The 20,129-nt window shown below is 70.5% G+C and carries 18 protein-coding genes, 2 tRNA genes and 1 pseudogene; 13 read left to right on the top strand and 8 right to left on the bottom strand.

The genetic code is table 11. From position 1 onward, the window contains the following. The first annotated feature begins 29 nt into the window (after nt 1-29). From ACFU53_RS14840 to ACFU53_RS14820, 5 genes are all read left to right on the top strand, one after another. A complete protein-coding gene (locus tag ACFU53_RS14840; RefSeq protein ID WP_383991049.1) occupies nt 30-1,055 on the top strand; it encodes a transporter substrate-binding domain-containing protein in 1,026 nt (341 codons plus the stop codon). Nucleotides 1,056-1,128: 73 nt separating this feature from the next. Further along, the gene (locus tag ACFU53_RS14835) at nt 1,129-1,893 is read left to right on the top strand and encodes a GNAT family N-acetyltransferase (RefSeq protein WP_383991046.1); all 765 of its coding nucleotides are present in this window, start codon (nt 1,129-1,131) and stop codon (nt 1,891-1,893) included. 15 nt (nt 1,894-1,908) lie between these two features. Further along, on the top strand, nt 1,909-3,177 hold the full coding sequence (locus tag ACFU53_RS14830) for an LLM class flavin-dependent oxidoreductase (protein WP_383991043.1): 1,269 nt from the start codon (nt 1,909-1,911) through the stop codon (nt 3,175-3,177). A gap of 21 nt (nt 3,178-3,198) precedes the next feature. Further along, nucleotides 3,199-4,545 (top strand): NtaA/DmoA family FMN-dependent monooxygenase, encoded by a 1,347-nt coding sequence (locus tag ACFU53_RS14825; RefSeq protein ID WP_383991040.1) that lies wholly within the window; start codon nt 3,199-3,201, stop codon nt 4,543-4,545. 393 nt (nt 4,546-4,938) lie between these two features. Continuing rightward, nucleotides 4,939-5,496: a short-chain dehydrogenase gene (locus ACFU53_RS14820; RefSeq protein WP_383991037.1), complete on the top strand. Its 558-nt coding sequence runs from the start codon at nt 4,939-4,941 to the stop codon at nt 5,494-5,496. A 21-nt stretch (nt 5,497-5,517) separates the two neighbouring features. On the opposite strand, the gene ACFU53_RS14815 is transcribed toward ACFU53_RS14820, so the two are convergent. From ACFU53_RS14815 to ACFU53_RS14805, 3 genes are all read right to left on the bottom strand, one after another. After that, nucleotides 5,518-6,000 carry a Dps family protein gene (locus tag ACFU53_RS14815; RefSeq protein WP_383991035.1) on the bottom strand — a complete coding sequence of 161 codons (483 nt, stop codon included), beginning with the start codon at nt 5,998-6,000 and terminating at the stop codon, nt 5,518-5,520. Between the two features lie 13 nt (nt 6,001-6,013). Next, complete coding sequence (locus tag ACFU53_RS14810; RefSeq protein ID WP_383991032.1) at nt 6,014-6,289, bottom strand: WhiB family transcriptional regulator; 276 nt, start codon at nt 6,287-6,289, stop codon at nt 6,014-6,016. A 107-nt stretch (nt 6,290-6,396) separates the two neighbouring features. After that, entirely contained in the window at nt 6,397-7,206 is an 810-nt protein-coding gene (locus ACFU53_RS14805; protein ID WP_383991029.1) for an alpha/beta hydrolase, read from the bottom strand. A gap of 225 nt (nt 7,207-7,431) precedes the next feature. Between ACFU53_RS14805 and ACFU53_RS14800 the strand changes: the two genes are divergently transcribed. After that, the gene (locus ACFU53_RS14800) at nt 7,432-8,205 is read left to right on the top strand and encodes a sulfite exporter TauE/SafE family protein (RefSeq protein WP_383991026.1); all 774 of its coding nucleotides are present in this window, start codon (nt 7,432-7,434) and stop codon (nt 8,203-8,205) included. Between the two features lie 33 nt (nt 8,206-8,238). Here the strand turns inward: ACFU53_RS14800 and ACFU53_RS14795 are convergent. After that, a pseudogene (locus ACFU53_RS14795) lies at nt 8,239-8,497 on the bottom strand (MFS transporter); the annotation flags it as partial. A 202-nt stretch (nt 8,498-8,699) separates the two neighbouring features. Then, on the bottom strand, nt 8,700-9,245 hold the full coding sequence (locus tag ACFU53_RS14790; protein ID WP_383991024.1) for a DUF309 domain-containing protein: 546 nt from the start codon (nt 9,243-9,245) through the stop codon (nt 8,700-8,702). Between the two features lie 99 nt (nt 9,246-9,344). Here ACFU53_RS14790 and ACFU53_RS14785 point away from each other — a divergent pair. Then, a tRNA-Pro gene (locus ACFU53_RS14785) sits at nt 9,345-9,418 on the top strand. Between the two features lie 66 nt (nt 9,419-9,484). Here the strand turns inward: ACFU53_RS14785 and ACFU53_RS14780 are convergent. Both ACFU53_RS14780 and ACFU53_RS14775 read right to left on the bottom strand, forming a co-directional pair. Further along, on the bottom strand, nt 9,485-10,318 hold the full coding sequence (locus ACFU53_RS14780) for a class II glutamine amidotransferase (RefSeq protein WP_383991021.1): 834 nt from the start codon (nt 10,316-10,318) through the stop codon (nt 9,485-9,487). Nucleotides 10,319-10,474: 156 nt separating this feature from the next. Further along, the gene (locus ACFU53_RS14775) at nt 10,475-12,436 is read right to left on the bottom strand and encodes a helix-turn-helix domain-containing protein (RefSeq protein WP_383991019.1); all 1,962 of its coding nucleotides are present in this window, start codon (nt 12,434-12,436) and stop codon (nt 10,475-10,477) included. A gap of 240 nt (nt 12,437-12,676) precedes the next feature. Between ACFU53_RS14775 and ACFU53_RS14770 the strand changes: the two genes are divergently transcribed. The 5 genes from ACFU53_RS14770 to ACFU53_RS14750 all read left to right on the top strand — a co-directional run bounded on the left by ACFU53_RS14770 (nt 12,677) and on the right by ACFU53_RS14750 (nt 17,881). Continuing rightward, nucleotides 12,677-14,458: an FAD-dependent oxidoreductase gene (locus ACFU53_RS14770; protein WP_383991016.1), complete on the top strand. Its 1,782-nt coding sequence runs from the start codon at nt 12,677-12,679 to the stop codon at nt 14,456-14,458. A gap of 104 nt (nt 14,459-14,562) precedes the next feature. After that, nucleotides 14,563-15,498: a dioxygenase gene (locus tag ACFU53_RS14765; RefSeq protein WP_383991013.1), complete on the top strand. Its 936-nt coding sequence runs from the start codon at nt 14,563-14,565 to the stop codon at nt 15,496-15,498. Continuing rightward, entirely contained in the window at nt 15,498-16,565 is a 1,068-nt protein-coding gene (locus ACFU53_RS14760) for a maleylacetate reductase (RefSeq protein WP_383991010.1), read from the top strand. Before ACFU53_RS14765 ends, ACFU53_RS14760 begins: the two co-directional genes overlap by 1 nt. Nucleotides 16,566-16,660: 95 nt before the next feature. Then, nucleotides 16,661-17,572: a YceI family protein gene (locus ACFU53_RS14755; RefSeq protein ID WP_383991007.1), complete on the top strand. Its 912-nt coding sequence runs from the start codon at nt 16,661-16,663 to the stop codon at nt 17,570-17,572. 235 nt (nt 17,573-17,807) lie between these two features. Next, nucleotides 17,808-17,881, top strand: a tRNA-Pro gene (locus ACFU53_RS14750). A 96-nt stretch (nt 17,882-17,977) separates the two neighbouring features. Here the strand turns inward: ACFU53_RS14750 and ACFU53_RS14745 are convergent. Then, nucleotides 17,978-19,228 carry a helix-turn-helix domain-containing protein gene (locus ACFU53_RS14745; RefSeq protein ID WP_383991004.1) on the bottom strand — a complete coding sequence of 417 codons (1,251 nt, stop codon included), beginning with the start codon at nt 19,226-19,228 and terminating at the stop codon, nt 17,978-17,980. A 280-nt stretch (nt 19,229-19,508) separates the two neighbouring features. On the opposite strand from ACFU53_RS14745, the gene ACFU53_RS14740 reads away from it, so the two are divergent. Beyond that, entirely contained in the window at nt 19,509-20,054 is a 546-nt protein-coding gene (locus tag ACFU53_RS14740; protein ID WP_383991002.1) for a peptidoglycan-binding protein, read from the top strand. The last annotated feature ends 75 nt before the right edge of the window (nt 20,055-20,129 follow it).

Below are 20,129 nucleotides of genomic sequence, written 5' to 3'. Positions count from 1 at the left end.
CACACCCGATTCGAACGACAAGGACAGCCATGCCCTCCCAGTTCTCCCGCCGCGGTCTGCTGCGCGGCATCACCGCGGCGACCGCCGTCGTCACCCTCGCCACCGGCCTCACCGCCTGCGGGGGCGAGACCGAGGCCGCCACCAAGACCACCGACACCGCAGGAACGGTGACCGTGGGCCGGCTGTCCAACGACGCGGCCAAGGAGACCGAGATCAAGGTCTCAGAGGTGAAGTCCATCAGCGCCGAACTGCCCTCCGACATCAAGAAGAGCGGCAAACTCGTCATCGGAATCGGCTTCCTGCCCTCCGGCAGCCCGCCGCTCGGCTACATCGGCAGCGACCAGAAGACGGCCACCGGCTCCGAGCCCGACTTCGGCCGGCTGATCGCCGCCGTCCTCGGCCTCGAACCCGAGGTGCGCAACTCCACCTGGGAGAACCTGTTCATCGGGCTCGACAGCGGAAAGGTCGACGTGGCCATCTCCAACGTCACCGACACCGAGGAGCGTAAGAAAAAGTACGAGTTCGCCTCCTACCGCAAGGACGATCTCGCCTTCGAGACCAAGAAGGACGACACCTGGACCTTCGACGGGAACTACGAGAGCCTCGCCGGAAAAACGGTCTCCGTCGGCAATGGCACCAACCAGGAGAAGATCCTCCTGGAGTGGAAGGCCAAGCTGGCCAAGGAGGGCAAGAAGCCTCTCACCGTGAAGTACTTCCAGGAGAGCAACAGCCTCTACCTGGCGCTGAACAGCGGCAAGATCGACGCCTACTTCGGCCCCAACCCGAGCCTCGCCTACCACGTGACGAAGACCGCCGACACGCCCCAGGCGACCCGTATCGCGGGCCAGTTCTCCGGCGCCGGCGACTCGCTCCAGGGCCTGATCGCCGCGACCGCCAAGAAGGACAGCGGTCTCGCCAAGCCGCTCGCCGACGCGATCAACCACCTGATCGAGAACGGCCAGTACGCCGAGTGGCTGAAGGCCTGGAACCTCTCCAACGAAGCCGTGGAGAAGTCCGAGGTCAACCCGCCGGGTCTGCCGCTCACCAACTCCTGATGACGAGTCATGTCACCTGCGCCACATGCCCGTTGAACTAGGACCGTTCGCATCAGGAAGGGATTCCGTCTCCGTGGCCCAGCAGACCGACCTCCACGGAGGCGGAGCCCCGCCCGCACCCGCCGCCGTACCCGACATCCCCGTCCTCGACAACGCCGTCTGGACCTCCCTCGACGGCCCGCACGCCCGCTTCGCCGAACGGGTCGGCAGCGCCGCCCGCTATCCGGCCGACGTCTACGCCTTCGCCGCCCTCGCCGACCCTGCGGACCCGGCCGCCTGGGCCGACCTGCGTACGCTCGTCGGCGCGGGGGCCGTCGTACGGATCAAACCGGTCCACAAGGTGCCGGACGGCTGGGAGGTGGTCGGCGGTGGACAGGGCGTCCAGCTGGTGGACACCTCGCTACGGGCCGAGCCCGCACCCGAAGCGGTACGGCTCGGACTGGACGACGTCCCCGAGATCCTGGACCTCGTCGCCCGCACCGGACCGGGTCCCTTCCTGAAGCGGACCGTCGAACTGGGCACGTATCTCGGGATCCGGGACCGGGGGCGGCTGATCGCCATGGCCGGGGAGCGCATCCACCCGCCCGGCTGGACGGAGATCAGCGCGGTCTGCACCGACCCGGCCCATCGCGGCCGGGGCCTCGCCACCCGGCTGGTCCGCGCGGTCGCCGCGGGCATCCGCGCACGCGGCGACACACCCTTCCTGCACGCCGCCGCGGACAACCTCCCCGCCATCCGGCTCTACGAGTCCATCGGCTTCACCCTGCGCCGCCGCTCCACGATCCTGGCCGTCCGAAGCCCGGGAACGCCTCGCGAGACGGTCGTACGAACTTCCTAGGAAGGCACCCCGCCTGTGTCCGCATCCGCGTCTTTCCCCTCTTCTTCGCCCTCTGTCTCCGCTCCTCCTTCCTCCTCGCCCTTCTCCGCCCTGCACCTCGCCGTCGCCCTCGACGGCACCGGGTGGCACCCCGCCTCCTGGCGCGAGCCGGCCGCCCGCCCCCGCGAGGTGTTCACCGCCGGATACTGGGCCGACCTCGTCGCCGAGGCCGAGCGCGGACTGCTCGACTTCGTGACCATCGAGGACGGCCTCGGCCCGCAGTCCTCGCACTTCCTGGACCCGGACGAGCGCACCGACCAGGTCCGCGGCCGACTGGACGCCGTCCTCGTCGCGGCCCGGATCGCCCCTCTCACCCGGCACATCGGAATCGTGCCGACCGTCGTGGCCACCCACACCGAGCCCTTCCACATCTCCAAGGCGATCGCCACCCTCGACTACGTGAGCTCCGGTCGCGCCGGTCTCCGGGTGCAGATCACCGCCCGGCCGAACGAGGCCGCCCACTTCGGCCGCCGTACGATCCCGCGCATCCAGGCCTACGACAGCCCGGACACGGAGGAATTGGTGACCGAACTGTTCGACGAGGCCGCCGACCACGTCGAGGTCGTGCGCCGCCTCTGGGACAGCTGGGAGGACGACGCGGAGATCCGGGACGTGGCCACCGGCCGGTTCATCGACCGCGACAAGCTGCACTACATCGACTTCGAGGGCCGCCACTTCAGCGTCAAGGGCCCCTCCATCACACCCCGCCCGCCGCAGGGCCAGCCCGTCGTGAGCGCCCTCGCCCATGACACCGTCCCGTACCGGCTGGTGGCCCGCCAGGCCGACATCGGCTACGTCACCCCGCACGACACCGACCAGGCACGCCTGATCGTCGCCGAGATCCGCGCGGAGCAACGGGCCGCCGGGCGCGCCGACGAGCCGCTGCACGTCTTCGGCGACCTGGTGGTCTTCCTCGACGACGACCCGGCCGAGGCGGCGGCCCGACGGGAGCGCCTCGACACGCTCGCGGGTGAGCCGTACACGAGTGACGCCCGGATCTTCACCGGTACCCCAACCCAACTGGCCGATCTCCTCCAGGAGTTGGCGCAAGCCGGTCTGACGGGCTTTCGGCTGCGGCCCGCCGTCGTGGGCCACGACCTCCCGGCGATCACCCGCGGCCTCGTGCCCGAACTGCAACGCCGCGACGCCTTCCGCCGCGCCTACGAGGCCGAAACCCTGCGCGGCCTGCTGGGCCTGCCCCGCCCCGCCGACCGCTACGCCGCCGCAGCGACCATGACCGTCTGAGCCGTAGGGAGACCGACCACCATGAGCAAGCCCCTGAAGCAGATTCACCTGGCCGCCCACTTCCCCGGCGTCAACAACACCACCGTATGGAGCGACCCCGAGGCCGGCAGCCACATCGAGTTCAGCTCCTTCGCGCACTTCGCGCGGACCGCCGAGCGCGCCAAGTTCGACTTCCTGTTCCTCGCTGAGGGGCTGCGGCTGCGCGAACAGGGCGGAAAGATATACGACTTGGACGTCGTCGGCCGCCCCGACACCTTCACCGTCCTCGCCGCGCTCGCCGCCGTCACCGAACATCTCGGACTGACCGGCACCATCAACTCCACCTTCAACGAGCCGTACGAGGTGGCCCGCCAGTTCGCGAGCCTCGACCACCTCTCCGGCGGGCGCGCCGCGTGGAACGTCGTCACCTCCTGGGACGCGTTCACCGGCGAGAACTTCCGCCGGAGCGGCTACCTGCCGCAGGAGGAGCGCTACTCCCGCGCCAAGGAGTTCCTGGCCACGGCGAACGAACTCTTCGACTCCTGGAACGGGGACGAGATCGTCGCAGACCAGGAGACGGGCGTCTTCCTGCGGGACGCCAAGGCAGGCGCCTTCGTCCATACCGGGCAGCACTTCGACATCGAGGGTCGGTTCAACGTGCCGCGCTCACCGCAGGGCCGCCCGGTCGTCTTCCAGGCGGGCGACTCCGACGAGGGCCGCGAGTTCGCCGCGTCGAGCGCCGACGCCATCTTCAGCCGGTACGCCGGCCTGGACACGGGCCGCGCCTTCTATACCGACGTCAAGAGCCGACTCGCCAAGTACGGCCGCCGCCACGACCAGTTGCTCATCCTGCCCGCCGCGAGCTTCATTCTCGGCGACACCGACGAGGAGGCGGAGGAGCTCGCCCACGACGTCCGCCGGCAGCAGGTCAGTGGCGCCACAGCCATCAAGCACCTGGAGTTCGTCTGGAACCGGGACCTGTCCTCCTACGACCCGGAAGGCCCGCTCCCCGACATCGACCCGGACATCAGCGACACCCACATTTCCAGGGGCCGCGCCCAAGTGCGCATGTACCGCGACCCGCTGGCCACCGCCCGCGAATGGCGGGAGCTCGCCGCCGCCAACAACTGGTCCATCCGCGACCTCGTCATCGAGACCGGCAACCGCCAGAACTTCATCGGCACCCCGGCCACCGTCGCGCGGACCATCAACGACTACGTCCAGTCCGACGCCGCCGACGGCTTCATCCTCGTCCCCCACATCACCCCCACCGGCCTCGACCCCTTCGCCGACAAGGTCGTACCGCTGCTGCAGGAACAGGGAGTCTTCCGCACGGACTACGAGGGCACGACGCTCCGCGACCACCTGGGGTTGGAAGCACTGTCGTAGCTGCGGGCAGTCGTGCCGCTGGGCGGCTGGGCGGCACGGGTGGGCGCGGTGGTACCCGGCGAGCGCCGGTGAGCGAAACCGACTCCCGCCCAGCGCCAGGTCCGGGTGCCCTACCGTGACGGAGCTGGACACCGGCCGATCCCGACCGCAGAGAGAGCATCCGTGCCCCCAGCCGCCGCGCCGCCCGTCGGAGCACGCATCCGGCAGGCCCGCCTGGCGCGCGGGATGAGTCTGCGGGCACCGACGACCCGGTGGTCTTCTTCGAGCACAAGGGGCTCCTCGCCACGAAGGGCTTGCCCCCGGCGCCGGACCACGTCGTAGAGCTGTGCCGCGCCCGGGTCGTACGCGCGGGCGACGACGTCACCCTCGGCACCGCGCGGGCGGCGACGCGAGGTGGTCCTCACCGGCCGGGACGCGGGCCGCGCCGCCACCGTCGCCAAGGAGGTCGGTGCGGCACGGGGCCTCGCCCTGCCCCGGCCAGGCGAGATCGCCGGAGCCCTGACGGACGTCGGACCTGTCGACCACCTGGTCCTCGTCGACATCTCCCGCGACCACAACCGCGTCGCCGAGTACGACATCGACGCCGCCCTGCACTTCGTGACCCGCGAACTCCTCGGCACACGGAGGTCGGCCACGCCCTGCGGACGCGACTCCACGACGACAGCGCGGTCGTCCTCTTCGGCGGCCAGGCCAAGGAACGGCCCTACCCCGGCGCGACCACGCTCGCCACCGTCAACGCGGGCGTCACCGGCCTGGTCCACACCCGCGCCACCGAACTCGCGCAAACCCGTCGGCGCCCTGATCGACAGGACGCCGACGGGGCGGCTCGCGACCATGCGGGACGTGGTCGACGCAGTGGACTTCCTTTTCGGCAACCGCTCGGTCAACGCGGTGAACCTGAACGTCGACGGGGGTGGCTGCTGCGCTGCAGCACCATGCCTACCGCGCTGACGCAGCGCCTCCTGCGTACCGTCAGTCCTCGCGCGGCCAGTCCTCCGCGTCGAACATCCAGCGCTGCTTCTCCAACTCGTAGGTGATGGAGATCAGCAGGTCCTGCGTGACCTTGTCGGCCTCCTCCGTGGCGTCGATACGCTCGCGCAGCCGCCCGATCGCCGTCTCCAGTGCCTCCACCACCAGCCGTACGACCTCGGTGTCCCGCAGCCAGCCCTCCTTCGGCCCCTGCAGGTCGAACCGCGCCGCCACGGTCTCGGGCCGGCCGTCCGGGGCGACTCCGAGCGCCGCCGCACGTTCGGCGACCTGATCGGCGAACGTCCGTGCCGTGGACACCACCTCGTCGAGCTGGAGGTGGATCGAACGGAACCTCGGTCCCACGATGTTCCAGTGGGCCTGCTTCCCGATCAGCGAAAGTCCCAGCAGATCCACCAGGCTCTCCTGCAGCGCGTCGCCCGCGATCCGGCGGGCGGGCTCGGGAAGGGTGCTCCTCACCATCGTCATTACGTAGTACTCCTCATCGCATCGTGCCGGCGAAGGCTTCGTGCCGGGCGGCGTCGGCGCTCCCGGCCCTGCGGAGCAGGTCGGTGCGCTCCTCCTCGCCCATGCCGCCCCAAACGCCGGCCGTCTGCCCGTTGCCGAGCGCCCAGTTGAGGCACTCGCGGCGCACCGGGCAGCGGGCGCAGACACGCTTGGCGGCGACGACGTCGTCGAGCGCCGGTCCTGTGGTGCCCACGGGGAAGAACAGTTCGGGGTCCTCTCCCACGCAGGCCGCTCTCCGCAACCACTCCATGCGAGACCGGGTGCCCAGGACGGATGGGGGAAAACGCGGCATCCCGAGCCCGTGGAAGCAAACCCTCCGCAGTCTCGGCGAGCGAGGGATCCTGACGAACCAGGGGCTCAGCGCCCCAGCACGTCGTCCACGAACTCCTTGACGTCCGCCAGCACTTCGCCCTTGTTCGTCTCGTTGAACACCTCGTGCCGGGCGCCCGCATAGACGCGCTCGGTCCACACAGCGCCGCGGAACTCCTCGATCCCCGTACGGCTGCCGGGCAGCGGCACGATCCGGTCGTCGTCGCCGTGCAGCCACAGCAACGGGAGCGCACCGACGGACCCGCCCTTCGAGATCGTCTCCAGGGCGCGGTCGAAGGCCTCCAGCGTCGGCCGCTTGAACGGGCCGTGCCACACCAGCGGATCGTTCGCGTACGCGGCACCGACCGCCATGTCCCGCGACAGCAGCTTCGGGTCGAGGGGGACGTCCGGCACCTCCGGCGGCGCGAGCAGCACCCGCAGCGGCTCCCATATACCGATCACGGGCCCGGACAGCACGACCGCCGTGAGCCCGACGCCGTACCGCTGGGCGTACCGCGCGGCGATCAGACCGCCCATGGAGTGGCCGATCAGCACCACCGGCAGACCCGGATACGCGGCCCGGGCCAGCACCTCAACGGCGTGCACATCGGTGACCACGTCCTCGAAGTCCTCGATCAGCACCCGCTCGCCCGCAGACCTGCCGTGCCCCATGTGATCGGGACCGAACACCGCCGCGCCGTGCCGCACCAGGGCGTCGGCCACGTGTTCGTACCGGCCGATGTGCTCCCCGTAGCCGTGCACCAGGAGCACGACACAGCGCGCCCCCTCGCACGGCCATTCCCGCGCGGTGACACCGCCCCGCGTACCGGCGAAGTTGTGCTCGCGCGAGTCGGCCATGACTCCTCCAACTACGTCGGGGACGGTACCCCGGGGATCTTGCCAGCCCGTCGGACGATGGTCCATGGGCCGTTCGGGGCGAAAGCCGAACCGGGCAGTGGCGAGGGCGAGGAGGATCGAACCGGGCACAGTCGGGGCCACCGGAGTCAGGACCGGACGGTGGCAGGTCATCTGGCGAGACGGTCCTGTCGCGCGCCGATAGGTGCGCATAGCATCGGACCCCGCATGAACACGATGACTCTCTGGCACCTGTCCACGGCCGAGTTCGCGGCCCTCGCCTTCGCCGCCCTGCTCGTCGGCTTCTCGAAGACCGCCGTGAGCGGTGCCAACACGGTCAGCCTCGCGATCTTCGCGGCCGTCCTGCCCGCCCGCGCCTCGACCGGCGTCCTGCTCCCCATCCTCATCGTCGGGGACGTCCTCGCCGTCCTGACCTATCGCAGGCACGCCCACTGGCCCACCCTGTGGAAACTCTTTCCGGCGGTCGGCGCCGGCGTCGTCTTCGGCACGTTGTTCCTGATCTGGGCCGACGACCAGATCGTCCGTACGTCGATCGGCGCGATCCTGCTGCTGATGACGGCGGTCACGATCTGGCGCCGCCGCACGGTCGACAAGGACGACGAACCCGACGCGATCACCACCCGCGCCGGCCGCGTGAAGGCCCGCTCGTACGGCGTCCTCGGCGGCTTCACCACCATGGTCGCCAACGCCGGCGGCCCCGTGATGTCGATGTACCTGCTCTCGGCAGGCTTCCGGAAGCTCGGCTTCCTGGGCACGTCGGCCTTCTTCTTCCTCATCGTCAACGTCTCCAAGGTCCCTTTCAGCGTGGGCCTCGGCCTCATCGACGCGCACTCCCTGCTGCTGGACGCCGCCCTCGCCCTGTTCGTCGTGCCGGGCGCCTTCCTCGGCAAGTGGGCCGTGAACCGCATCGACCAGAAGGTGTTCGAGCAACTGGTGATCGCGGCGACGATCGTGGGCGGCCTGCAGCTACTGCTCCGCTGACGCCCCCGCCCCGGACGACGCCAACTCCGGTGTCCGCCCGAACAGGTCGCCGAACTTCCCCACCAGGGCCGTGGACACCGTCTCCGCCGGCAGATCCGCCGTCACGACCCACGACACGTGCTCCGCACCGTCCAGGTCCGACACGATCGTCGGCAGCGCCGTCCCCCCCGATCGTCGGTCGAGGGCCGCCAGCAGCCCCCAGCATGATCGTCACGAAGACGACATTGCGTTGCCGCCTGCTCAGCACGGGCGCCTGCGCGGCGGGCGGGGCGGCTTCTTGGGTGGTCGTCACACGGTCACGATCACCCCGGGACGCCGACCCTGCATGCGGAGCCGAGCCGGGAGGGTGTGAACGGGCGCGCTCACTCTCGAGCCCACCGAAGCCCACCGAAGCCCACCGAAGCCCACCGAAGCACGCCGAAGCCCACCGAATCTGCCGCGTACCACTGACAGCTCACGCACCGCGTGTGGCGACGGGAGCCGAAGCCGGAATGTCAGGGGCGAGCCGTCGTGGGCCCGCCCTCGTCCCCGCGCAACCGAGGCGCCCAAGCCCCCGCGTCCACGGCGCGTCCCCCCTGCTCCACGACGCCGGCCAGCCGCCGCGCCCAGGCTCCCACCCCGGCCAGATCGACACCGTAGGGGCGCCGCCGTCCACTCCCGTCCCCCCACTCCTCGACGGCCCCGGCCCCGCGCCGCAGCAGCAGCGCCCCGCCCTTGACGTTCCCGCGTGCCGAGTGCGTGAGGCCCACCGCGAGCTGGGCGAGGCCCCGCCACAGGGCGCGCTCCTCGTCCGGCCCGGACTTCCAGGCGTCCTCGAAGACCTCGTGCGCATGGAACGGCTTACCCGCGTCCAGCAGCGCCTGCGCCTCGACGACCGTCTCCTCGGGGTCCCGCGCCACCCCCTCGGGCTGCCGTTCCACACCCGCCGCCCCGTGCGGCAGCGGGCGCCCCAGCCCGTCCCGGGGCCGCGCGCTCCGCGCCCGCCCCTCCTCGTCCCGGTCCCGCCCTCGCGTCGTCCCGTCATCCGATGTCCCGCTCATGCCTCGATTGTCCCCCGCCTCTCACCGGCTGCGGAGCAGGGGCCGACATACGGTAAAGTTCGCAGTGCGCGATCACGCGGTTCACCGCGGACAGCGCACCGGGACGTGGCGCAGCTTGGTAGCGCACTTGACTGGGGGTCAAGGGGTCGCAGGTTCAAATCCTGTCGTCCCGACTCGAAGGAGTCGCAGCTCAGGGGCTGTTTCGGAGCAATCCGAAGCGGCCCCTTCGCCGTGTGCGCTCACACAGGTTGCGGGGCGAAGGAACGCAGCACGTCCGCTCCGGGCCGGACGACGCCGTAACTGCTCTCGGGAACCTCGTTCCAGGCGCCGGGCAGATCGCCCAGGGGCTCGGAGACGATGAGACGGGTCTCGTCGGAGACCTCTCGCAGGAACGTCAGGTCGGGGTGGAGTGCGCGCAACGTCTCCACGCGGGTGCTGTAGAACAGCGAGCGGGACGTCTTCTGGCTGGAGTAGCGGAAGGCCCACAGCGCCTCTCCGTCCGTCACGGCGACCGTCATCTGCAGCGGGAACTCCACCCCGTGCTCGTGACCGGTGCGTTCCACCAGACCCGCCATCCGCGCCACGGCGCCGGGAGGGTCCTCTTCCAGGCCGAACGTGAGCGCCAGGTAGAACATCAGCTCGGAGTCCGTCTGTCCTTCGATGTCGGCGAAGAGCTCCGGGTCGACGGCCAGGGAAAGGTCCCGCCGGATCAGGTGGAAGTCGGTGATCGCGCCGTTGTGCATCCACATCCAGCGGCCGTGGCGGAAGGGGTGGCTGTTGGTCTGCTGCACCGCCGAACCGGTCGACGCCCGGATGTGGGCGAAGAACAGCGGGGAGCGGACGTGGTAGGCGATTTCCCGCAGATTGCGGTTGCTCCATGCCGGACCGATGTCGCGGAAGATCGCGGGGGTCTCCAGGTCCGGCGAGTACCAGCCGACGCCGAACCCGTCACCGTTGGTGGTCTCGACGCCCAGCCGGGAGTGCAGACTCTGGTCGATCAAAGAGTGCGCCGGCCGGTAGAGGATCGTGTCGAGCAGGACGGGCGTTCCCGAGTAGGCGAGCCACCGGCACATCGGCTACCACCTTCCTGGCAAACGGGCCGTACGGGTGAACCGGCATTCCCATGGTCGTGCGGCCGCCCGTTGATCGCCACATGACGGGCCCTGATCGCCCCACGACCAGCCCTCCAGTCGGCATCCACGCAGGCGCGCACGTCGGTGTTCGAACGGTCAGCCCTGATAGCCCCGCAGTTTCCGGTACAGCGTGGCGCGGGCGATGCCCAGGGACGCCGCCGTGCGGGCCTTGTTGCCTCCGTTGCGGCGGAGGGCCTCCAGGATGGCGGAGCGTTCGGCGTGCTCCATGGGGCTGAGGCGCCGGGCAGCGGGACCCTCGCGGACGGCGTCCGGCAGTTCGGCGCGTCGCACGGGACCGGACACTCGCCGCTGCTCTGCCAACGCCCGTACGACATGGGCGAGTTCGGTGACGTTGCCGGGCCACGGATGCTGTTCCAGGGCACGCAGGGCGTCCAGTGTCCAGGTGAGCGGGGGTTGTCCGGGGGCCGGCTTCGGAGCCAGCGCCGTCAACAACTCCCGTACGTCTTCCGGACGTTCACGCAGGGCGGGGAGGGTGACCGAGCGGGCGGCCAGGCTGTCCAGGAGCCGCTGGAGGCAGGGGCCCGGCGGTGTTCCGGGAGTGTAGGTGACCAGCAGGGGCGCGCTCGGATGCGTTTCGAGGAGTGAGTTGAGGGCCGCGGTGTCCGGTTGCGTGAGCCGCTCGACATGGCGGATGAGGAGCGCGTGGTCTTCCGCCAACTCGTCGATCAGAGAGCCTGGTTCGCCCTTCGCCGCGTCGACCACCAGCAGCTCGGGGGCCAGTTCGTGTGCGAGCGCGGTCTTTCCGGTGCCCCGTTCACCGACGAGCAGCAGCGGCTCCGGCGACCGTGCCAACTCCGTCGCGCGCCCGACGGCGTGTCGCCACGGCACCGATCGCCCGGCCAGGGCCACGACACCCCGCCCGACCGGCGCGGCGGTGTTGGCCCCCAGCGGCTCCAGTACAGCCACCGCGCCGATGACCGACCCCCGGTGCGACACCGGGGTGACCGTCGCGGAACACCTCACACCGTCCGGGAGCCGGATACGGTACGAGTTCGAGGCCACGTCGGTCACGGACACCGCTCGGGTCACCGCTGCGGGCGTCGGTTCGGGGTCAGGCCCGGTCGTGCTCGGGACGGGTTGGGTCGGCGTTGTGGGCGTCGGTTCGGGGTCGGGCCCGGTCGTACCCGGGACGGCCTCGGACACCGCTCCGGGTGCCGACTCGGGATCGCACTCCGTCGGGCCCGGGAAACCCACGCCCCCTGCCCTCCTCCCGCCGTCCGCGTCCCGCAGCAGCGCGACCACGCCTCGTTCCAGCGCTTCCAGCCCCTCCGGTGACAACAGCCGCCCCGCGGCCTCGCTCACCAGGCGGTTGCGGCCGTCGAGGGCGAGGACCGCCTGCCCCTGCTCCCGTGCGGCCCGCAGATACGCGTCCAGCAGGACCCGTTCGGCCGGCTGCGACCGCGCCAGGAGCTCCGCTTCGACGGCACCGGCCGCGGCCTCGGCGAGGGAGGCCCACGGATGCGGAGCGCACTCGGCGCAGAGCCCGGAGGTGACCGTCACCGTGCCCAGGGTCCGCCCGGTCTCCGGCGCGAGCACGGGCACGCTGACCGCGGACACGTCCTGCCACAGGTCGAGGAAGTGCTCCGGCCCGTGCACCTCGGCGCGACGGCGGGTGCGGAGCGCGAGCACCGCGCTGTTGTTGCCGACCAGCTGCTCGGAGAGGTCCTCGCAACGGGGATCGCCCGGCGCGCACCCGGTCGCCCACAGCACCCGCAGCCGCTCGTCGGTCAGCAGGAGCGCCGTCCGTCCGGTGCCCACGGCGGGGGCGAGCCGTTCGAGTACCGGCCGGGCCGCGGCCAACAGGGCGGATTCGTCCGGTCGTACGGCATTCCGTGGCGTGTCGGCGGCCTCGCGGGGCGCGTCGGTCGCGGAGTCCTGCAGGTCGCGTCGTACGCCGAAAAACCGGGCACGCCTCCAGGCGGCGACGATCTCCTCCGGTACACCGTCCGGCAGTTGGCGCCCTTCGAGGAACAACTCACGGGCCCTGCGCAGCGACGCCAGGGCAGGGTGGGCGGGGAGGTGCTCCGCGGTGGTCACGACACCACTCACCGTACCCGGCGAGGTTGAACAGGCAACAACCACCCCGGACCCCGGCGGCGGGCGGTGCGCCCGTACCCTCCGGTCCGCCTGAACGGGCGCGGCCCCGGCCCCGTATCCCGGACGACTCCCGTCCGGCAAACCGCACGCACTGTCTCTTATTGAGACACCCACGCTCCTGCGCCGCCCTCCATGATCTTGAACGGCCGGTGCCTGTTCTCATTCCCTGGAGCGTCTCCCGTGCACACCGTCGAGCCGGATGTCGTGACCGACGTACTGATCGTGGGCAGTGGCCCCGCGGGCGCCTCCGCCGCGCTCGCCCTGAGTACGTACGGCGTCCCGAACATCGTGGTCACCCGCTACGCGAGTCTCGCCGACACGCCCCGGGCACACATCACCAACCAGCGCACCATGGAGGTGCTGCGCGACCTCGGTGTCGAGGAGGAAATCGTCGCGAAGGCCACGCCGCAGCGGCTGATGGGCGACACGACCTTCTGCACCAGCCTCGCGGGGGAGGAGCTGGGCCGGGTCCGCTCCTGGGGCAACGACCCGCTCGTCCAGGCCGCGCACGAGCTGGCCAGCCCCACCCGTATGTGCGACATGCCGCAGCACCTAATGGAGCCCGTGCTCATCGACGCGGCCGTCGCCCGCGGCACCAACCTGCGCTTCAGCACCGTCTACAAGTCCTTCCTCCAGGACGACGAGGGCGTCACGGTCACCGTCGAGGACCGGCTGCGCGGCGACGAGTACACCATCCGCGCCAGGTACCTCATCGGCGCCGACGGCGGCCGCTCCCAGGTCGCCGAGGACGCCGGGCTGCCGATGGGCGGCCAGATGGGCGTGGCCGGCAGCATCAACATCGTCTTCGACATGGACCTGTCGAAGTACACCGCGCACCGCCCGTCCACCCTCTACTGGGTGCTGGCCCCCGGCGCCACCGTCGGCGGCATCGGGGCGGGCCTGGTGCGATGCGTGCGGCCCTGGAACGAGTGGCTGATCGTCTGGGGGTACGACGTCACCGCGGGCGCCCCCGACCTGACCACCGAGTACGCCGAGTCGATCGTCCGCAGGCTGGTCGGCGACGACGAGACCCCGTTGACCATCAAGTCGTCCGCGGCCTGGACCGTCAACGAGATGTACGCGGAGACCTACTCGAACGGGCGGGTCTTCTGCGCAGGTGACGCCACGCACCGCCACCCGCCGTCCAACGGCCTGGGCTCCAACACCTCGATCCAGGACGCCTACAACCTGGCCTGGAAGCTCAAGCTCGTCCTCGACGGCACGGCGTCCCCCCAACTGCTCGACACCTACACCGCCGAACGCGCCCCGATCGGCAGGCAGATCGTCACCCGCGCCAACAAGTCCATCGGCGAGACCGCTCCCGTCTTCGAGGCTCTGGACGGGCTCTCCCCGCAGACCCCCGAACAGCTGTGGGCCAACATCGCCGCCCGCAAGGACGACACCGAGGCGGCCGAGAAGCAGCGGGCCAAGCTCCGCGAGGCGATCGCGTTCAAGGTGTACGAGTTCAACGCGCACGGCGTCGACCTCAACCAGCGGTATCCCGCCGAAAGCTCTGCGGCGATCGTCCCCGACGGCACGGCGGACCCCGGTTTCGACCGCGACCCCGAGCTGTACCACCAGCCCACCTCCCGCCCCGGCGCCAAACTCCCGCACGCCTGGATCACCTCCGGCACCCGCACCCTCTCCACGCTCGACACCGTCGGCCGGGGCCGCTTCACCCTGCTCACCGGCATCGGCGGCGCCGACTGGATCCGGGCCGCCGCGGCCCAGGACCTGGAGATCGCCACCGCCGTCATCGGCCCCGGCCAGGAGTACGAGGACCCGTACGGCGACTGGGCGCGGCTCAGCGAGGTGGCCGACGCGGGAGCCCTCCTCGTACGGCCGGACGGGTACGTCGCCTTCCGCCACGCGACGGCGGCCGCGTCCCCGGAGGACGCCGAGCGGTTGCTGACGGAGGCGGTCCGGCGGATTCTCGGGCATGTCCGACTCGGGCGTGTCTGACTTGGGCGTGTCTGACTCGGGCGTGCCTGACTCGGGCGTGCCTGAAGAAAACAGCTGTGAGCTCAGCCGTGGCGGAGCCGCGTGAACAGTCGTAGGAGTGGGGCATGACCACCGAATTCACCACCCGGATCACCGAGGCGGTCGTCGGCAGCCTCGACGGCACTGCCGACCAGCGCCTGCGGGAGCTGCTCACCGCCCTCACCCGCCACCTCCACGCCTTCGTCCGCGAGGCGGAGCCGACGATGGCGGAGTGGGAGCAGGCGATCGCCTTCCTCACGGCGACCGGACAGGCCTGCACGGACACCCGGCAGGAGTTCGTCCTCCTGTCGGACGTCCTCGGCGTCTCCATGCTCGTCGAGACGATCAACAGCGACGACCGCGGAGGCGTGACGGAGTCGACGGTTCTCGGCCCGTTCCACATGACCGAGTCACCGGTCCGGGAACTCGGCGCGGACATCGACCTGGTCGGCGGCGGCGAGCCGTGCGTGATCAGCGGGCGCGTGCTGTCGAAGGACGGCACTCCGCTGCCCGGCGCGGTCCTCGACGTCTGGCAGGCGAACGCCGAGGGCTACTACGACGTCCAGCAGCCGGACGTCCAGCCGGCGGGCAACGGCCGCGGCCTGTTCACGGCGGACGCCGAGGGCCACTTCTGGTTCCGCACCTGCGTGCCGAGCCCGTACCCCATCCCCACGGACGGCCCCGTAGGAGACCTCCTCCGGGCGACGGCCCGGCACCCCTACCGCCCGGCCCACATCCACTTCATCGCCTCGGCCGAGGACCACGCCCCGGTCACCACCCACATCTTCGTGGCCGGCAGCGACCACCTCGACTCGGACGCGGTCTTCGCGGTGAAGGAGAGCCTCGTCCAAAACTTCACGGAGACTGACGACCCGTCCCTCGCCAGGCAGTTCGGTGTCCCGAACCCCTTCCGCCACGCCCGCTTCGACCTCGTACTCAACGCACTCGACGCACTCGATGCACGCGATGCAGTGGATCCAAGTGATGCACGTGATGAGGCGCGCAACTCGGAACGTCCGTAATGGAGTTCGTGTACGAGGCCCAGCCCATGCGGGTCGTCATGCGCCCAGGCGCGTCGGTGACGGCGGTGGCAGGGGAGGCCGAACGGCTGGGGCTGCGACGGCTGTTGGTGGTGTGCGGACCGAGGGGCGCCGAGACGGCTGGCGTTGTCGTGGATTCGCTGGGTGCGGCGTGTGCCGGACTGTTCGCGGAGGCGCGCCAGCACGTGCCGGTGGAGGTGGTCGACCGAGCGGTGCCGGCGGCGCGGGCCGCGGGCGCGGACGGATGCGTGGCGGTCGGCGGTGGCTCGGCGATCGGCCTGGGCAAGGCGATCGCGCTCCGCACCGAACTGCCGTTGATCGCCGTGCCGTCCACGTACTCCGGCTCCGAGATGACCCCGGTCTGGGGCCTGACCGAACACGGCGCAAAGCGCACCGGCCGCGCCCCGTCGGTCCTGCCGCGCAGCGTCGTCTACGACCCCGAACTCACCCTCTCCCTCCCGGTGCCCCTCTCCGTGACCAGCGGCATCAACGCGGTCGCCCACGCCGCCGAGGCCCTGTACGCGCCGGACGCCTCGCCGCTGGTGTCGCTGACGGCGGAGGAGGGCGCCCGGGCCATGGTGGGCGCACTCCCCGGCGTGGCGGCCGATCCCGAAGACCTGGAGGCGCGCGGCCGTGCCCTCTACGGCGCCTGGCTCTGCGGCGCCGCGCTCGGCGCGACCACCATGGGCCTGCACCACAAGCTGTGCCACGTCCTGGGCGGCACCTTCGGCCTCCCCCACGCCGAGACCCACACGGTCGTCCTCCCGTACGCCCTCGCCTACAACGCCCCGGCCGCGCGCGACGCCATGACGGCACTCGGCCGCGCCCTGACCACGGACGACGCCCCCCAGGCCCTGTGGTACCTGTCGGGCAGCCTCGGCGCGCCCCGCTCCCTGGCCGAACTGGGCCTGAGGAAAGTCGACTTGACGGCGGCTGCGGCCGAGGTGACGGGCCAGGCGTACCCCAACCCGCGCGAGATCACAGCGGCGGACGCCCTGGAGGTCCTGAGCGCGGCGTACGAGGGCCACCGGCCTCCGGCGTGGTCCTGACCCACGCGAACCGAAGCCGCGAACCGAAGCCGCGAACCGAAGACACGAACCGAAGACACGATAAAGAAGAAGACGAGAACCGAAAGGTGAACACCATGCCCCTCGGACTGCTCCGGCGGCGATTCAAGAGTGCCCCCGGAGGCGCCGCGGGCGCCACGTTCCCGGTCCCGGACGGCGCGGGGGCCGTCCTCCGCGAGGTACTGGACCCCGTGAACCAACCCATGGGCGCGGCCGACGTGACGGTGACGGAACTGCGCAGCCATCGCGTCGCCGCACGCGGCGCCACGGACCCGTACGGCTTCTTCATGGCCGTTCTGCCACCGGGCACCTACAGCATGCTGATCATGGCCGAGGGACTGGAACCGCACCGCGAGACGGTCGAGATCGTCGCGGACGCCGGTGTCTCCCGGGAGCGTGTGTGGCTCCAGTCGGCAAGGGCGCTCGAACTCCCAGCCCCCGGAACCTGGCTCTTCGACCCACCGCACACCGCGATCCGCTTCATCGCCAAGCACGTCGGGATGGCCCATGTGCACGGCCGATTCGAACGCTTCAGGGGCGGTCTCGCGATCGCCCAGGACATGACCCAGTCCCGCGTCGATGTGCGCATCGACGCGTCCAGCATCAACACCGGCAACAACATCCGCGACACGCACCTGCGTTCCGCCGACTTCCTCGACGTCGAACGCTTCCCGTACATCGACTTCACCAGCACCCGCTTCGCCTACCGTGGCGGCAGCAGGTGGACCCTCCAGGGCAGCCTCACCATGCACGGCGTCAGCCGTTCGGTGTCCCTGGACACCACCTACCTCGGCACCGTCAACGGCGGCTACGGCGAGGAACTCCGCTGCGCCGCCCTCGCCAAGTCCGAACTCCACCGCGAGGACTACACCCTCAACTGGCGCTCCATGCTCGCCCGCGGCATCGCGGTCGTCGGCCCGACCATCCAGCTGGAACTGGACGTCCAGGCGATGTACCGCACCCACGACACGCCTACGCCGCCGGAGTAGGCGTGGGCGTGTCGTTCGCGTGTCGGCAGGCCCGTGATTTGCGCGATATCTACTTCATGCGAGTACTGCTATGCGTATTTTACGGCCGACCAGAGTTGGCGTAGACGTCCAGGAGCGATGGCCCTCGAACCCGTGCGACAGACAGTGGACCGCAGGGCCTGCCCGAGCTGGACGTCAGAGGCGCGTAGGGTAGGGTTTACCTGCGCGTTCACACGAAACTTCGTGGACAGCGCGACGGGACGTGGCGCAGCTTGGTAGCGCACTTGACTGGGGGTCAAGGGGTCGCAGGTTCAAATCCTGTCGTCCCGACTTGCGGAACAGCAAGTTGGAAGCCGTATCGGTGAATGCCGATACGGCTTTTTTGGTGGCCGGTGCCGCTGGGAGTACGCCGGAGGAGCTTCGCGTTCAGGACCGGGTCGGGGACGGGCTCGTATCCGGTGAGGGGGAGCTGTTGTACGCGCGCTCGCAGTAGGGCCAGTCGTTGAAGTCGCCCGCGCGTTTCCACAGGCGGTGGGCCGCCTGGATGTTCCACTCCGGTTCCAGCGCCTTGCTCGGAGTCCCGCCGAGTTTGCGCAGACGGGCGTCGGAGATCTGGAAGACGCCCCAGTTCCTGGTGCCGTTGGTGTTCGGCAGGATGTGGAGGGGGTCGAGGAAGGACTGGCAGTCGGCGATCGCGACCGCGTGGTCGGGCTCCTCGGCGAACACCTGGCGGACGCGTTGCCTCACCTTCTCCGGCGACCAGCTCCGTATCCGCACCTTGGGGTCGTAGAGCGCCTTCTTGGTCTCCGCGCCGACCACCCCGTCGGCGTCGAGGCCGTGCAGCACCTGGAACGCGGTGACGCGACGCAGGGTCTGCGGCCCGAAGGAACTGTCCACGGAGATGTCCGCGCCGGCCTCGGCGAGCAGCCGCTGCACCTCCTGGACACAGGCGTCGTGCTGTCCCATGCCGACCGGTTCCGCGCACGCGGCGGAGAAGAGGAGGCGTCCGTCGTCCGTGTCCTCGGCTGCCGCCTGCTGACGCGTCGTCAGGGTCAGCCAGGTCCCGCCGACCACCAGGAGCAGGAAGCACACGCCGAGGATCGGCAGCACCCGTCCGCGCCAAGGGCTGCCGGCCGCCACGTCCCCCGCCCCGGCCGCTGTCACGGGACCCGCTTCGTCGGGCTTCGCGTCGGGCTTCGCCTCGGGCTTCGCGTCGGATTCCCGTCCGCTTCCCGGAGCTTCCTCCGGGCCTTGCGCCGGACTTGCTTCCGGCTCCGACACCGGTGCGGTCGGCGACCGTTCGGCCCCGCCGCCGACACCGCCGACACCGCCGACACCGCCGACACCGCCGACACCGCCGACACCGCCGACACCGCCGACACCGCCGACACCGCCGACACCGCCGTCGTCCCCGCCCCCGTCGCCCATCCGGCTCATGTCGGCCACGGCCCAGAGCCGGTGCAGTTGCCGCAATTCGTTCGGGGAAGCTCCGCAGATCAAGGCGAAGCGGTGTACGGGGCCGTAGTCCGGCGGGACGTACGAACCCGAGCAGTAGCGGTGGAGGCTGGACCTGCTGCTGCCGGTGCGCTGGGCGAGCGCCTCGTAACTGAGGCCCGACCGCTCCTTCAACGACCGCAGGAAGGCTGCGAATCTCTCCGAATCGGAGGCGGCTGTCACAGGTTACCCCTAGTAATCGGTCGGTCGGAGACGGGGACTTTAGACCATTTACGCCTCGTGCGCATCCCGTGTTCATGGGGTGTGTGCTTCGTGTACGACCCATGGGTGTCCGAGGGGTGTCCCACGGGCGTCCCAGGGGCGCGGGAACTTCCCAGGCTGTCGCGGGGACGGCGTCTCACTCTCCCGTGACCTGCGGTTTTCCTTGCCGGTCCGGATCTTCGTTGCCAGTGTCTGCGGTGTTCGCCGGGCACCGGCCCGGTGGCTCGAAGAGAGGACTCCCATGAGCTTGCGCAGCACGCGATTCAAGCTGGCCGCCTGCACGGTCGGCGCCGTGGCCGCGGCCACCCTCGCGCTGGCCACCACGCCGGCCGCCGCGAGCGGGACGTACAGCGGGCTCGCGTACGTCTACGGTGCCGACACCTACGTGGACGACTGGGGCAACGAGGGCATCCTGTCGACCGGTACCAACACCAACTCCAACGCCACGTGCCTGTGGCAGAAGATCCTGTGGGCGGACGGCTTCCTCAGCTCCGCCTCGGACATCGACGGGCAGTTCGGCTCGCAGACCAAGGCCGCGACCGAGGACCTGCAGGACTACTTCAACCTGGGTGTCGACGGGTCCGTCGGCCAGGAGACCTTCGGGCACATGGACCAGTGGCTGTACTTCGTGTCCGGCAGCACCGCCGACGGTTCCACCGCGAACCTGCGGTACGACGGGATCGCGCACGACTTCACCCTCAGCCGCAACACGTCCGGCTACTACAGCTTCCCCGACGGCGACGGCGTCACGAGGCTCGCCGGTTACAACTACCGGACCTGCAGCTGACGGTAGACGCCCGCGACCGCCGGCGCGCTGCAACCGGCCGCCGAACCGCGCATGCCTCCCCACAGGGAGGCATGC

Origin of the sequence: Streptomyces sp. NPDC057474, assembly GCF_042802555.1 — a bacterium.
In the GTDB taxonomy this organism is placed as follows: Bacteria; Actinomycetota; Actinomycetes; order Streptomycetales; family Streptomycetaceae; genus Streptomyces.
The sequence above is the reverse complement of the archived record's forward strand: the minus strand, read 5'-3'. Positions and strand labels throughout refer to the sequence as shown.

Coding starts and splice junctions, on each gene's coding strand:
- ACFU53_RS14840 (WP_383991049.1), top strand. CDS start 30: ATGCCCTCCCAGTTCTCCCGCCGCGGTCTGCTGCGCGGCATCACCGCG.
- ACFU53_RS14825 (WP_383991040.1), top strand. CDS start 3,199: ATGAGCAAGCCCCTGAAGCAGATTCACCTGGCCGCCCACTTCCCCGGC.
- ACFU53_RS14815 (WP_383991035.1), bottom strand. CDS start 6,000: ATGACGATGGTGAGGAGCACCCTTCCCGAGCCCGCCCGCCGGATCGCG.
- ACFU53_RS14810 (WP_383991032.1), bottom strand. CDS start 6,289: ATGGAGTGGTTGCGGAGAGCGGCCTGCGTGGGAGAGGACCCCGAACTG.
- ACFU53_RS14805 (WP_383991029.1), bottom strand. CDS start 7,206: ATGGCCGACTCGCGCGAGCACAACTTCGCCGGTACGCGGGGCGGTGTC.
- ACFU53_RS14800 (WP_383991026.1), top strand. CDS start 7,432: ATGAACACGATGACTCTCTGGCACCTGTCCACGGCCGAGTTCGCGGCC.
- ACFU53_RS14790 (WP_383991024.1), bottom strand. CDS start 9,245: ATGAGCGGGACATCGGATGACGGGACGACGCGAGGGCGGGACCGGGAC.
- ACFU53_RS14780 (WP_383991021.1), bottom strand. CDS start 10,318: ATGTGCCGGTGGCTCGCCTACTCGGGAACGCCCGTCCTGCTCGACACG.
- ACFU53_RS14765 (WP_383991013.1), top strand. CDS start 14,563: ATGACCACCGAATTCACCACCCGGATCACCGAGGCGGTCGTCGGCAGC.
- ACFU53_RS14760 (WP_383991010.1), top strand. CDS start 15,498: ATGGAGTTCGTGTACGAGGCCCAGCCCATGCGGGTCGTCATGCGCCCA.
- ACFU53_RS14755 (WP_383991007.1), top strand. CDS start 16,661: ATGCCCCTCGGACTGCTCCGGCGGCGATTCAAGAGTGCCCCCGGAGGC.
- ACFU53_RS14740 (WP_383991002.1), top strand. CDS start 19,509: ATGAGCTTGCGCAGCACGCGATTCAAGCTGGCCGCCTGCACGGTCGGC.